The 13806-nt window shown below is 43.9% G+C and carries 10 protein-coding genes and 2 pseudogenes; 7 read left to right on the forward strand and 5 right to left on the reverse strand.

The genetic code is table 11. The annotated features are described in order from the left end of the window. Window positions 1–129 precede the first annotated feature (129 nt). Window positions 130–2175, reverse strand: a complete 2046-nt coding sequence (locus tag I2D69_RS20925) for an ATP-binding protein (protein ID WP_173771414.1) — start codon at window positions 2173–2175, stop codon at window positions 130–132. Between the two features lie 11 nt (window positions 2176–2186). Beyond that, a pseudogene (locus I2D69_RS20930) lies at window positions 2187–2363 on the reverse strand (DUF6783 domain-containing protein); the annotation flags it as partial. Between I2D69_RS20930 and I2D69_RS20935 the strand changes: the two are divergent. Further along, window positions 2301–2555: pseudogene (locus tag I2D69_RS20935) on the forward strand (DUF6783 domain-containing protein). The pseudogenes I2D69_RS20930 and I2D69_RS20935 sit on opposite strands and share 63 nt — an antisense overlap. 330 nt (window positions 2556–2885) lie before the next feature. Here the strand turns inward: I2D69_RS20935 and I2D69_RS08245 are convergent. Further along, complete coding sequence (locus tag I2D69_RS08245) at window positions 2886–3710, reverse strand: helix-turn-helix domain-containing protein (RefSeq protein WP_148462020.1); 825 nt, start codon at window positions 3708–3710, stop codon at window positions 2886–2888. 271 nt (window positions 3711–3981) lie between these two features. Between I2D69_RS08245 and gnpA the strand changes: the two genes are divergently transcribed. From gnpA to I2D69_RS08260, 3 genes are all read left to right on the forward strand, one after another. Further along, a complete protein-coding gene (gnpA, locus tag I2D69_RS08250) occupies window positions 3982–6144 on the forward strand; it encodes a 1,3-beta-galactosyl-N-acetylhexosamine phosphorylase (protein ID WP_195379716.1) in 2163 nt (720 codons plus the stop codon). Between the two features lie 117 nt (window positions 6145–6261). Then, a complete protein-coding gene (locus I2D69_RS08255) occupies window positions 6262–6978 on the forward strand; it encodes a LytTR family DNA-binding domain-containing protein (protein ID WP_118578074.1) in 717 nt (238 codons plus the stop codon). 2 nt (window positions 6979–6980) lie between these two features. After that, the gene (locus I2D69_RS08260) at window positions 6981–8324 is read left to right on the forward strand and encodes a sensor histidine kinase (RefSeq protein ID WP_195379717.1); all 1344 of its coding nucleotides are present in this window, start codon (window positions 6981–6983) and stop codon (window positions 8322–8324) included. A 166-nt stretch (window positions 8325–8490) separates the two neighbouring features. Here the strand turns inward: I2D69_RS08260 and I2D69_RS08265 are convergent, their stop codons facing one another. Both I2D69_RS08265 and I2D69_RS08270 read right to left on the reverse strand, forming a co-directional pair. Then, the gene (locus tag I2D69_RS08265) at window positions 8491–9423 is read right to left on the reverse strand and encodes an AEC family transporter (RefSeq protein WP_173771406.1); all 933 of its coding nucleotides are present in this window, start codon (window positions 9421–9423) and stop codon (window positions 8491–8493) included. Between the two features lie 35 nt (window positions 9424–9458). Then, on the reverse strand, window positions 9459–9716 hold the full coding sequence (locus tag I2D69_RS08270) for a hypothetical protein (RefSeq protein ID WP_148462016.1): 258 nt from the start codon (window positions 9714–9716) through the stop codon (window positions 9459–9461). A 480-nt stretch (window positions 9717–10196) separates the two neighbouring features. Here I2D69_RS08270 and I2D69_RS08275 point away from each other — a divergent pair, with 480 nt between their 5' ends. The 3 genes from I2D69_RS08275 to I2D69_RS08285 all read left to right on the forward strand — a co-directional run bounded on the left by I2D69_RS08275 (window position 10197) and on the right by I2D69_RS08285 (window position 13419). After that, window positions 10197–11426 carry an extracellular solute-binding protein gene (locus tag I2D69_RS08275; RefSeq protein ID WP_226815019.1) on the forward strand — a complete coding sequence of 410 codons (1230 nt, stop codon included), beginning with the start codon at window positions 10197–10199 and terminating at the stop codon, window positions 11424–11426. Between the two features lie 249 nt (window positions 11427–11675). Next, window positions 11676–12554: a sugar ABC transporter permease gene (locus tag I2D69_RS08280; RefSeq protein ID WP_227199023.1), complete on the forward strand. Its 879-nt coding sequence runs from the start codon at window positions 11676–11678 to the stop codon at window positions 12552–12554. Between the two features lies 1 nt (window position 12555). Then, complete coding sequence (locus I2D69_RS08285) at window positions 12556–13419, forward strand: carbohydrate ABC transporter permease (protein WP_118578072.1); 864 nt, start codon at window positions 12556–12558, stop codon at window positions 13417–13419. The last annotated feature ends 387 nt before the right edge of the window (window positions 13420–13806 follow it).

Raw genomic sequence — 13806 nt, forward strand, 5'->3', positions numbered from 1 at the left:
AACGAATTATGTCTTCTGATTTTAACTCATATATTTGTCAATATCAAGCTTCTTTTCTGATTTTGCAACGATCAAGGATGCAGCTGTTGCTCATTGCACGCATCCTTCCTCCACTGATCAACAGCCTGTTTACAGCTTATGTTTTCTCCTCCAGATACAATCCTTAAGTACATTTACAAGCCTTGCCGGTTCAAGGGGTTTGGTAAGATGCTCATCCATGCCAGATATCCGGCTGTTTATAATGTCTTCTGCAAATGCATTGGCACTCATGGCAATAACCGGTACGCGCTCTGCATCTGATCTTTTCATGGAACGAATTCTCCGGGCAGTATCCCAGCCGTTTAAGTTTGGCATCATGATATCCATTAAAATCACGTCATAATACCCTGGCTCGGACTTTTCAAATTTCCCAATTGCCTCCAGTCCGTCTTTGGCGCAATCCACAAGAAGCCCGTTATCTTCCAGGATAAAGCTGGCGATTTCCCTGTTCAGCTCATTATCATCAACTACTAATGCCCGGAGACCTTCAAGGGAAATCGTATTCTGGTCCTTTACAAAATCTTCCAGTTTCCGGGCTTTTTCTGCTTCTCCGATTTTGAACGGAATTGTCATGATCACAGTTGTGCCGGTTCCCTCTTTACTTTCGATCCGGATCGTGCCGCCCATTCTGTCTGCCAGCTTCTTTGCAATGGGAAGTCCCAGTCCGGTGCCTTCATATTTCGACCGGCTGGTTTCCTTCTCCTGGGCAAAAAGGTCAAACGCATGTGCCACAAACTCCTGGCTCATACCAGGACCATTATCTGCACAGCCAAATTCATACACTACCCGCTTTTCATCTGCAAACTTCTCTTTACACCATACATGGATTCTTCCGCCTGGTTCTGTAAATTTCACCGCATTATCAGAAATCGCATTCAGAAGCCGTTCCAAATAAACAGAATTTCCGGTTAATAATATATGACTTAGCTCTGATTTTTCCCAATCCACAATGCATTCTATATTTTTCTCAGCTGCCTGAAGCTGCTTTTCTGTGTTGATCCTGCTCAGGATTTCTGTCAGATCAAAAGTAAGCTCCTGATCAACAATATCTCCCGACTCCAGTTTATTCATATCCAGTATATCGTTTACAAGGGAAACCAGATATCTGGAGGAATCCATAATCTTATCCCTGCATTTTTGTTGTATTTCAGGGTCATTGGGATAACGGTTTGCCAGTTCAACCATGCCTATGATCCCATTCATAGGAGTTCGGATATCATGGCTCATATTAGACAGAAACCTGGTTTTAACCGCCGCATCCTTCTTTGCTTCTGCAACCTGGTATATAAGAGTCTGCTCCCTTCTCTTCGCATCACTGATACTTCGAATCGCACAAAGAACATGGGTCAGGCGGCCAGTCTCATCCCTTTTCTTCTCAATAAAGCGCAGACTATGCCAGCTTCCATCCTTCATCCGGTATTCCATAACGACGGATTCTTCGTCTTTCATTCGTTCCGGCAGTGTAGAGATATCTGTAAATTTTTCAAAAGCATCCTGATACTCTTCTGCCACCAGTCCACGGCAAACTCTTTTGTTGTTTTCAGACAGAGTACCTGAATGAATATATTTCAGATGCTCCACATCCCTGTTGGAAATTTCCTCAAAATAATCCGCCTGGATATCAATTCTGGAAATATATTGGTACGTTCTGGCAATGGAGGAAATGATCTCATTTCCTAATCTGGCCTCATTCAATGCTTTTTGCAGTTTCTCCTGGATTTCCTTTTCTTTGTAAAGGATACTGTCTATATTGCGATATCCAAGAAAAGCATCAAAGGTCTCATCATCTGTCTTTCCCTTCACTACATAGGCTTCATAATAGCTATCTTTCCCTTCCTTTGAAACACTGTGGTAATGGTAAGTAAGCTTCTCTTCATGTAAAAGCCTTCTTTTCATATTTGCGCAGAGATGCCAGTCTATAAACTCTTCTTTCTCTTCATCTAGAATAAAATTGTCTGCATATCTTCTCGTATATTCATCAAAAATTTCAGCCGGATGGGGATCTGTCTCCGCCAGCTTCCTGGCATTGGTATTCTCATCCAGCCTCAGTATCTCATATTTACCGGAATTAAGATCTATCCGGTATAAAGATACATACTCTGGCAATAATCTGCTTAAGACATATTTTTCTTTCACAGGATAATCATTTACCTCCTGCCTCGGATCGTCTGTCTTTGTTTTTTCTCGTGAAAGCATAATACCGTTTTAATTTTATCCTTTCTTTTGCTGTTAGAGCGTGTTTGAAAAAGGCTTTCTGCAAGATGTGCTTCACAATTTGTGGGAGATTTCGCCCGGATGAGGGCGCCGTAGCGGGCTACGGCAACTGAATTCGGGCGAAATATACCGCAAAGTGGGGCGTGCAGATTGCGGGAATGATTTTTCAAACACGCTCTAGCATTTGTTTTTGCATGCCAGGCACAAACCACCACGGACGTTTCTGGTGGAGCCGCATAACTTACAAACCTCTGTTATTTCTGGTTTCCAACTGCTGTCCAGCCTCTTCAGGCCTCCGCTGACCTGATCCAACGCTTCATCATCCAGCTCAACAGCTGCCTGACTCATAGGCTTCATGCTCTCTTTTTTGTCATTCACTTCTTTCATAATAGTTTCCTCCTGTATATGATTTTAATATGATTTCACTTTTTACTATAGTAATTATACAAGTTTTTACTTGTGTCTTCAACTGTTTTTTGGCATTTTAGCCAAAACGTTACTGGTCACTCCGTGACTAGTACATCGAAAATTAAGTATCTGCTATATTGACGCAGGATGATTTCGTGCCGCAATTCTCGGGTTTTCTGTGAACCTTGTTCACAAAAAACGCCTCGCGGAAATAATATCTCTGTTTATTCACGCCTGCTTCGTCTGTACTCCATAGCCGTCATACCGCAAGATTTCCGAAAACTCTGCGCCAGATAGCTCTGGGAAGAAAAGCCTGCAAGATGGGCAATGTCAGAAATATCATGATCTGTATTTTCCAGAAGATTTTTGCAAACCTCAATCCTGCGCCGGTTCAGATAATTAATGGGAGAAATCCCATAATATCGTGTAAACTCGTGGCTTAGATAATATTTGTTCAGATGACTTAATGCCGCCAGCTGATCCAGATTGATATCTTCCCCATAGTTAGAATCCAGATAGCGCTTGACCTGTGCACACTCTTTACTTGGATGAAAAGAAGGCACCAGCTGGAAGCCGGAATCTGTAATCCTGCGAAGCTGGGCAATAAGAATAGAAAGCGTATGTCTGCAAATCTCTTCATAACCCTCTTTTTTCTCATCTAATTCCTGAAAAAGGGAGTGGAAATAAAACAAAAGATCTGTATTAATCTTCCGGCAGTTGAAAATCTGGAATTCCTTCTGATCCCGGAAAGAAAAACTAATTCCATCCACTCCTACAGTATAATAAGAAAGGGGCGCAGCGCTCTGAGAAGTTTCCGTGTGCAGGATATGTGGATTGATAATGACCAGATCGTCCCTGGCAATGGAAAACCGCTGATTTTCTATAAGAAATTCGCCGCTTCCTCTGGAAACATAAAAAAGCTCCGTAAAAGCATGGGTATGAGGAATGCTGGGCCAGTCCTCTTCGTATCTGGAGGATGAGGCATTCACCAGAACTGCTTCTGTAGAAAGTGGATTATCATTGGAAAAAGAAAAGGAACGTGTACTCATAGATTCTCCTTATGTATCATAAACTATAGTTTGTTGTCCGCGCTGTCAGCTCCCGATATTTCGAATACAGTGTTTTCAGACAACAAGGAATAAACACTCGCACACTTAGAGTACCATGAAACGGAAAATACAGCAAGATTTCTAAAAACCATAGCAACAACTCTGTTGAAAAACAGCTGTCAAAAACGTATTCTTATATTACAGAAAAAACAACTATCAAACAATATTAACAACCTTTGTAAATAAAAAAGAAAAAAAGCGAGGTCGCAAAATGGAACAGAAAAAAGGCAGAGTTACTATTCCTACCAACCTGGATGTGGTAAAGGAAACACTGGATATTATGAATGAGTGGGGCGCAGATGCCATCCGTGACTGTGATGGAACCGAATTCCCACAGGAGCTGAAGGACACTGGTGCGAAAATCTACGCTACCTACTACACCACCCGAAAGGACAATGCCTGGGCAAAGGCTAATCCGGATGAGATCCAGCAAATGTACATTATGAGTTCTTTCCACACCGCAACATCAGACAAACTGGAAATCCACCTTATGGACCACCTGTACCCGGATATGCTGAAGGTGAACACACGCGATGATATCACAAAGTGGTGGGAAGTGATCGACCGTACCACAGGAGCAGTGGTTCCGGCAAGTCAGTGGCATTATGATGAAACGAGCGGAAATGTGGTAATTACACCTGTAAAACTGTTCCATGAGTATACCGTCAGCTTCCTGGCTTATATTATGTGGGATCCGGTACATATGTACAATGCAGTGGTAAACGACTGGAAAGATGTAGAGCCGCAGATCACCTTTGATGTGCGCCAGCCAAAAACAAGAGCTCATTCTCTGGAGCGCCTCCGCAGATTCCTTGATACCCACCAGTATGTGGATGTGGTACGCTTCACCACCTTTTTCCATCAGTTCACCCTGATCTTTGATGAGCTGGCAAGGGAGAAATATGTGGACTGGTTCGGTTATTCCGCATCTGTCAGTCCATATGTGCTGAAGCAGTTTGAAAAAGAGGTCGGCTATCCATTCCGCCCGGAATACATTATCGACCAGGGCTACATGAACAATACCTATCGCATTCCATCCAAGGAATTCAAGGACTTCCAGGCATTCCAGCGCCGCGAGGTCGCGAAGCTTGCAAAGGAAATGGTAGACATTGTCCATGAATATGGCAAAGAAGCCATGATGTTCATGGGTGACCACTGGATCGGTATGGAGCCATTTATGGATGAGTTTGCTTCCATCGGTCTTGATGCTGTGGTTGGAAGTGTAGGAAATGGTGCAACCCTGCGTCTGTTCAGCGATATTAAAAATGTAAAATACACGGAAGGACGATTTCTTCCATACTTTTTCCCGGACACCTTCCACGAAGGTGGAGACCCGGTGAAAGAGGCGAAGGTAAACTGGGTAACTGCAAGGCGTGCCATTCTCAGAAGCCCCATCCAGAGAATTGGTTATGGCGGATATCTGAAGCTGGCTCTTCAGTTCCCGGATTTTGTCCAGTACATTAAAGAGGTCTGCCAGGAATTCCGCACCCTTTATGATAATATCCAGGGTGTGACTCCTTACTGCGTGAAACGTGTTGCTGTGTTAAACTGCTGGGGGCGCATGCGTTCCTGGGGTAATCATATGGTACATCACGCAATCTATTACAAACAGAATTACTCTTATTTTGGCATTATTGAGGCATTAAGCGGTGCACCCTTTGATGTATCCTTTATCAGTTTTGATGATATTCTGGCAGATAAGGATCTGCTGAAAAAATTTGATGTTGTGATCAATGTAGGGGATGCGGATACTGCGCAAAGCGGCGGCGAGTACTGGGTAAATGAAACCATTATTACTGCTGTAAAGGAGTTCGTTTACAATGGTGGCGGTTTCATCGGAGTTGGCGAGCCTGCAGCCCATCAGTGGCAGGGAAAATTCTTCCAGCTGGATGATGTACTGGGTGTGGAAGAAGAAAGAGGCTTCAATTTAAATACCGATAAATACAACTGGGAGGAACACAGAGACCACTTTATTCTGGCTGATGCAGAAGGTGATGTGGACTTCGGTGAGGGCAAAAAGAATATTTTTGCACTTCCGGAAACCCGGATCCTGATCCAGAATGACCATGAGGTACAGATGGCAGTAAAAACCTTTGGAAAAGGCCGCGGTGTTTACATCAGCGGACTTCCATACAGCTTCAGAAACAGCCGTGTGCTCTACCGTGCGGTTCTCTGGTCTGCATCTGCCGAGGACGAACTGAACCGATGGTATTCCACCAATTATAATGTAGAGGTCCACGCTTATGTAAAGAATGGCAAGTACTGTGTCGTAAACAATACTTACGAGTCACAGGATACAGTCGTCTATAAAGGAGATGGCAGCAGCTTCCCGCTTCATATGGATGCAAACGAAATTAAATGGTACCAGATTTAATAGTCATAGGTTTATTATAATTAAACCACATCATATTTCAATAATTCTGTCACGAAGTGTTGGAAAATGGCGCGAATGGTATTATAATAAACCTATCACAAAACAAAGGAAACCATTATGAGAATTGCAATTGTTGATGACATTAAAGAAGAGCGTGACAAGCTCGCAGACGTACTGACGAAACAGCTTTCCAGACGTGGGATTCACGTAAATTTATTTGAATTTGAAAATGGAGAAGATTTTCTTATTGCGGCAAAGGAACGTCCTTTCACCGTCGTTTTTCTGGACATCTACATGAGTGGTGCAAATGGGATCGAGACTGCCAGAGAGCTTCGGACATTTGACTCGGATGCACTTTTAATTTTTACTACCACTTCTACGGATCATGCTCTGGATGGGTTCAAGGTCCGTGCCATGCACTACCTTGTGAAGCCATATCCCGAAAATGAAATTTCAGACCTGATCGATGAGGTTCTTTCCCGGATCCCGGATTCCGGAAAATACATAGATATAAAAGTAAATGGAAGCAATGTACAGGTTCCGTTTCGACATATTATATACGCAGAACATTTTTCCCATATGATCCATATTCACACTACCGGCGGCAAAGAGCTGATCACCCGCCAGTCCTTCGAAGCCTTTACTGCATCCCTGAAAATGGATCCAAGATTTTATCTTTGCAGCAGAGGCGTTGTGATCAATCTGGAGCATGCTGTTGATTTTGATGGAGCCCTGTTTATCCTGGACGATGAAACCCGGATTTCCGTCAGCCGGAAGCTGGTTAAAAATGCAAGACAGACTTTTATGGATTTTCTGTTTCAAAGGGGACATTGAATATGAATACTATATTAAGACCTGTTCTGGAGCTTACGGTAATGATTTCTGGTCTGTTCCTTGCCTATCTGCCGGTACAGACATATCTGAAACAACCGCCCGGCAGACTGGCTGCATGGCTTGCACCTCTTCTGGCAGGAATCTGTCTCCTGGAAGGAGGATTTTGTTACTTTCTTAACATTCCTACCAGCTCAGTGCTTTTTCCCACTCTGCTGGTACTGATGCTGATCTATCACAAAAGCCTGACTATCTCTATCTGGAAATCCGGCAGCATTTTTCTGGCAGTATGTGCGGTCTTTGCCTGTGTAAACAGCCTTTCCAGAGCAGTGAATGCCATTGTGGCAGAAAGACTTGGACTTCCGGAAACAGAGATCTGGTTTCACACCAGTGCCGGTATTTTTTACAATGTAATATGTCTGCTGTTCGTTGCTGCCGCCTGGTACCCGGCCTCCCATGCAGCCCGCACTATGATCGATGACGAAAATTTAGCCCAGACCTGGTATGTTTTCTGGATACTGCCACTGATTTTTATAGGTCTGAATCTCTTTATGATTCCCAAATATGAGGGAACTCTGTATACTGGACGTATTTTGCAGGGCTACATTGTGATCAGCCTGATGCTTCTTGTAATTCTCATGCTGTTTTACACAATGTTTCTTATGATGGCCAACAGCCTGAATAAAAATGCAAGGCTTCAGCAGGAAAATCATTTTCTCTCCCTTCAGCAGGCACGATATGAGAACCTTTGCTCTGCCATAGAGGAGGCAAGGCAGGCACGACACGATATCCGCCATCACTTTTTGCAGCTTTCTTCCCTTGCGGAAAAGGGAGATCTGGAAAAAATAAAAGAATACCTTTCCAATGCAAACAGTAAAATTCCAGACTACGACCTGCATTTTTGTGAAAACCAGGCGGCTGACAGCGTGATCAGCCATTATGCCGCTCTGGCAAAACGGGAGAACATTCCTTTCCAGGCAAATGCAGCTCTGCCAGCCCACATTTCCATAGACCAGATTGATATGTGCCTGGTCCTCTCCAACCTTCTGGAAAATGCTCTGGAAGCCAGCCTGAAAGCAAAGCCTTTCAACAGGAGAATCCATGCAGAGGTTTACCTTCATCATAAGCACCTTCTCCTGATCCAGGTGGAAAATACCTTTGAAGGGAAAATACAGGAGAAAAATCATATTTTCCAGTCGTCCAAGCGTCCCGGAAACGGAGTGGGAATCCAGTCTGTCCGCCACATTGCAGAAAAGAATGGAGGGGACAGCAGCTTCACTTATGAGAATGGTATTTTTACTGCTAAAATTATGCTGCGCATACAGAAAACAGCCGTTTCTCATCCATAAGCAAAGCAGAGAGGTTTCATGCAGACACACTCTGGAGCGTATCTGAAAAATCATTCCCGCAATCTGCACGCCCCACTTTGCAGTATATTTTCCCTGAATCCAACAAAAAAAGAAAGCTGCAGAACAATATCAAAGATGATACTGTCTGAAGCTTTCTTTTTCTGTATCAATAGACTACAAATGCCATAACCACATACACCAGTATGGATACCAGGCAATACAGAGAATTGGTGGTGGAAACATAAGCGCTTCCATCCTCACTCTTCAGGAAGGTCTGCATACTGAATGTGGCTGGAGCGGACATGTAGCTGATCACTGCAAGGTTCAAAAGCAGGTGATCCCCCACTATGTAATGAATTGCCAGCAGCACTCCCCCGATCATGACTGCCTGAAGAAGAATACGAAGTACAATGGTCCTGATACATGGGGAAAAAAGTTTCTTATCAAATTCAATGCTGAATCCTACCACCAGCAGAATAACTGAGGTTATGGAAGTGGTGAGAATGCTCTCCACACTTGTATAGGTACCTGCAAACGGTCCGGCAAGAAGCTTCTGCACCACACCGGTAAGTCCGGCAATGATTCCCAACACACTTGCAATAAACGCCGGTGTACGTATTGCACTGGAAAACAGTTTTCCCGGATCGATCTTTTCCCCGTTTTCCACCTGTCCGAGCATTCCCATATAGACGCTGAAGCCAAACAGAAGACCTGCAATATCCAGCACAGCGATCTGGGAAAGGTTCTCCGCTCCGCAAAGGCTGGTATATAAAGGATAGGCCATGGAACCGCCTTCGTATACACTGACCATAAAGGGCAGATATTTCCGGTAACGCTCTGCCGGCATAAGCGGGCGGAGTAAAAAACCGATGCTAAAGGAAACAACCAGCATTACAAACATGATTCCAACCAGAATTCCGGTTTCTTTATTATAATCTGCCGTAGCAAGGGCATGGAAAATTGCTACAGGAAGCATGATCTGGGTCACCAGAAGCTTCATATTGTTAATTCCATTCTGATCCAGCAGTTTCAGCCGCTTGCAGGCCATACCCAGAAGGATCATTACCAGTACGGGCAAAATAATTTCCAATACTTTCATTTTATGCACGCTTTCTATGTTTGTTTATAGTTCTTTTATTCATCAAAATCGGTCTCAAATACTCCCTCAGGCGTACGCATGGTAAGAACCCCGAGATTAAAATCATCATCCATTACCGTGATATGATACTCAAAGATTACATCATCCTCAAACTTGGACAGCAGAATATAGCTTCCGTTCTCTTTTCCCTCGATCTGGTCGCAGATATCATCATACACATCTGCACCGGAAATCTCACGCGGATAACCGGAAGCTTTGATTTTTTTCTCAATTGCAGCGTATAATTCTTCCATTTTATGTTCTGCAGCAGTGCATGCCATTAGGGCTTACCCTCTCAGTTCTTTTTGACTGCCGCATACTCCTTTCCTGAATTTTTTTCGATTAAATATGATTGTATAATATCCGCCCCTGAAATGTCAAACCACATTTTAACCAAATCCTGGTTATCGTAATTTCTTCGTGAGCAAAGAAATCCTGATTTGTATGATTTCGTACCATACTTCTCGTTTTTTGTATAATTTTTTATAAATTATCTGTTATTTTATTCTACTCTCTACATTTTTTCCATGGCTTTTGTGGTTTTTTGTTTTTTCTTTTGTGTATTTCGTTGTGTTTTTCTTTGTTTTTGATATTTTTCATTGTTTTTTTTCACCAATTTCTGTTGACATCTGACTGTTTTTGTTGTATGCTATTTTCTACAGAGAGGCACTCCTTTTGGTACAAGGATGTATCTATGGAATGCCTCAACTCGTATCTAAAGGGAGGTAATACTTATGAAAATGAAACAGGTTTTAGCAACAGGCGCAGCTTTATCAATGGCTCTCTCCATGGCTCCGGTCACCGCATCCGCCGCAGACAAAGTAGACATAAACGTCATTGCTGCACAGTATGGCCAGCAGACTGCTGACTGGTGGGCGAACTTCGTGACAGAATTTAATGAAGCAAACCCGGACATTAACCTGAACGTAGAGGTTGTTTCCTGGAACGATATCTACACCGTAGTAAATACCCGTATCGCCAATGGCGAAGCTCCTGATGTCCTGAATATCGACGTATTCGCAGATTATCAGGCAGATGATCTCCTTCTTCCGATCCAGGACGTTGTTTCTGAAGAGACCTACAGCAAGATGTACGATGCATTCCTTGCACAGTCTGAAGTAGACGGAACTGTATGGGCTATCCCGGATCTTGCATCTGCACGTGCTATGTACTATAACAAAGACATCCTTGATGCAGCAGGCGTAGAAGTTCCTACTACATGGGATGAGCTGAAAGCTGCTTGTGAAGCCCTTAAAGCTTATGATGACAGCATTTATCCATGGGGTATCGATATGACTACTGACGAAGGTCAGGCAGCATTCGCATACTACACCTGGAACAACGGCGGCGGATTTGTTGACGATGAAGGTAACTGGACACTGAACAGTGAGCAGAACGTTGAAGCAATCCAGTACGCAATCGATCTTGTAAATTCCGGTTACACAAACACCGATCCTGCTAACGATACCCGTTACGATCTGCAGGATATGTTCGGCGCAGGTAAGGTTGCTATGCTCATCGCACCGAACAGCTTACCTACCTACATTGCTACAGGCGGAAATGAAGTAAACTACGGCGTTGCTTCCATTCCTTCCAATACAGGCGAGTCTGTATCTGCAGGTGTTATGGACCGCTTCATGTGCTTCGATAACGACTACTCAGATGATGAGAAAGCTGCTATCTCCACATTCTTTGATTATTTCTATGATGATGCCCGTTATACAGAGTGGGTTGACATGGAGGGATTCCTTCCGGCAACCAAGTCCGGCGGCGAGGCTCTCGCAGCAGCTAACGAAGATATGGCAAGCTGGATTGATATCTTAGACAGCTGTAAATTCTATCCAACAGCGAAAGCAGAATGGGCAGATGTAAAACAGGGCGTTATCAACGTAGAGCAGAATGCTCTTCTTGGCGGCGACGTTCAGGAATTACTGGATGACCTTCAGGCAGAAATCGCTGGCTGATCTTAATCCACTGTTTTTCCCATTACGAGGAAGATAATGGGCCGGACTTACGGGTCCGGTCCATTTTTAAGTTTGCGAAGCAAACGCTACTTCTTGTGCCAGGCACAAGAAGGTTCCACCTTTTTGCGAAGCAAACGCTGCTTCTTGTATTTGTCACAAGAAGGTTCTGTTTTTCTGCGTAACAAACGCCGTTTTCTGTGCTTGTCTGCGCAGCGTCAACGCTATTTTTATAAAAAGAGAGGTATCCCTGTGAAGAAAAAATTCAAAAAAGTGGAACCATATGTATGGATCCTGCCAAGTGTCCTTCTCATGGCAATTTTCATCCTGGTTCCTATTATCTTTGTATTCCGTATGGCCTTAAGCGACGTCAGCAAAGCTGGTCTGATCAAAGGCTTCGCCGGATTGGAAAATTTCCGCAAGGTAACAAGCAGCCCTGTTTTTGCCATGGTGCTGAAAAACACCCTTGTGTGGACCGTTGCCGTAGTCGGCATCTCCACACTCCTTGGATTTATCCTTGCGATCCTCCTCAACAATGAATTTAAAGGCCGTAAGCTTGCACGTGCCGTTGTTGTTTTCCCATGGGCCACAACCCTGATCGTTCAGGCAAGTATCTGGAAATTCATCATCGACACAGATTACGGTACCTTAAATACACTGTTGATGAAGCTTGGCATTATTGACCACGCTGTGAACTGGACTCCTACTGCCGGTGCTTATTTCGCCTGGGAAATTGCCTGCGGTATTTTTGTTACCATTCCATTTGTAACCTTTACCGTACTTTCCGGTCTGCAGAGTATTGATGCCAGCTACTATGAGGCAGCAGCCGTAGACGGAGCCAGTTACTGGCAGAAAATGTTCCAGATCACCATCCCGCTGGTACGTCCGAATCTTACCATCAGTACCATCCTGAACATTATCTACGTATTTAACTCTTTTCCGATCATATGGACCATAACCAAGGGTGACCCTGCTAACCGTACCGACACCCTGGTTACCTATCTGTACAAACTGGCCTTCTACAACGGCAAACAGGGACAGGCAGCAGCCGTATCTGTTATCGGCTTCCTGATTCTTCTTTTCTGCGCCAGCCTGTACATGGTTTCCGTACTGAAGAAAGGAGACGAATAATATGGCAAACACCAATGCTTCAGTTAAGAAAAAAAATACCAGAAACACAGTTTTGCGTGTATTGCTCTATGTAGTGATCATCGCCATCTGTCTGATAACTTTATACCCATATTTTGTAACTGTATGTACTGCTCTTAAAAGCCGCGCGGAAATCTTTTCCATGAATGGAACTATTTTCCCTGTTGAGGCCATCTGGTCCAACTTCACAGACGTATGGAAGCTGGCTCCCATGAGCAATTACATGATGAACTCCATTGTGATCGCAGGAGGCTCCACTCTTCTGGCTATGGTCTGCGGTATCCCAGCTGCTTATGCCCTGTCCAGAATGAAATTCAAAGGCCAGACTGCTTTTCTGGGATTTGTTATTGTCTCCCAGATGTTCGCACCGGTTGTACTTCTCATCGGTATCTACAAGGTTATGATGGCGTTCCATCTTACCAACAGCATTATCGGCCTGATCTTTATCAACGCAGCATTTAACCAGGCATTTGCTATCTGGCTGCTCCGCGGTACTTTCCTGAGCATCTCCCCTGAGATGGAGCAGGCTGCCACTATTGACGGCTGTAACCGCGTACATGCCCTTTTAAGGATCCTTCTGCCTGTTGCTGCACCTGGTATCGTTACAGCGCTTATTTTCGTATTTATCAACGCCTGGAACGAATATACAGTGGCACTGACACTGATCTCCACTGATACCTTCAAGCCTCTCACCGTTGGTATCAATATTTTCAACGGTTACAATATGATCGAGTGGCAGTATCTGTTTGCTGCTTCCCTCTATGCAATTGTTCCAGTTGTGATTCTGTTCGTCGGAATCGAAAAAAATCTGGTTGGAGGACTCACTTCTGGTGGTGTCAAGGGTTGATTTTTATTTTTTTCCAAGTATAATAGAGGAAGATGCGGACGCGAGAAAGGGTTGCCCAGGGCAGCCCTTTGTTCATGCCCCATAACTATTCAGAAGGCAGTATTCCGCCAGGTGTTTTTGTGAACATTGTTCACAGCTGCGGCGCGAAATCATACAAAGCATGTTACTGGTCATCCAGTAACTGTTTTATTGTGTACGGTAAAATTTCACATACGGAATAACCCCGATGATTCCGCACATTTCAGGAACTCTATACCGGAGATCACCGAATGATTCTTCTGTCCTGCTGACGAAAATTCAGCACATTTCACAGATTTTTAAAATCAATGGTTTTGACCTTGACTTTTCTGTAGAATACTGTAATATTGATAGTGCACAACATCTAGT

It is taken from the genome of Ruminococcus sp. D54t1_190329_F1, from assembly GCF_015551645.1.
Lineage (GTDB): Bacteria > Bacillota > Clostridia > Lachnospirales > Lachnospiraceae > Blautia_A > Blautia_A faecis.

What these genes read in the sequence shown, in the direction of transcription:
- gnpA (WP_195379716.1), top strand. Translation starts at nt 3,982, where the DNA reads ATGGAACAGAAAAAAGGCAGAGTTACTATTCCTACCAACCTGGATGTG.
- I2D69_RS08265 (WP_173771406.1), bottom strand. Translation starts at nt 9,423, where the DNA reads ATGAAAGTATTGGAAATTATTTTGCCCGTACTGGTAATGATCCTTCTG.
- I2D69_RS08270 (WP_148462016.1), bottom strand. Translation starts at nt 9,716, where the DNA reads ATGGAAGAATTATACGCTGCAATTGAGAAAAAAATCAAAGCTTCCGGT.
- I2D69_RS08285 (WP_118578072.1), top strand. Translation starts at nt 12,556, where the DNA reads ATGGCAAACACCAATGCTTCAGTTAAGAAAAAAAATACCAGAAACACA.
- I2D69_RS08275 (WP_226815019.1), top strand. Translation starts at nt 10,197, where the DNA reads ATGAAAATGAAACAGGTTTTAGCAACAGGCGCAGCTTTATCAATGGCT.
- I2D69_RS08260 (WP_195379717.1), top strand. Translation starts at nt 6,981, where the DNA reads ATGAATACTATATTAAGACCTGTTCTGGAGCTTACGGTAATGATTTCT.
- I2D69_RS08245 (WP_148462020.1), bottom strand. Translation starts at nt 3,710, where the DNA reads ATGAGTACACGTTCCTTTTCTTTTTCCAATGATAATCCACTTTCTACA.
- I2D69_RS08255 (WP_118578074.1), top strand. Translation starts at nt 6,262, where the DNA reads ATGAGAATTGCAATTGTTGATGACATTAAAGAAGAGCGTGACAAGCTC.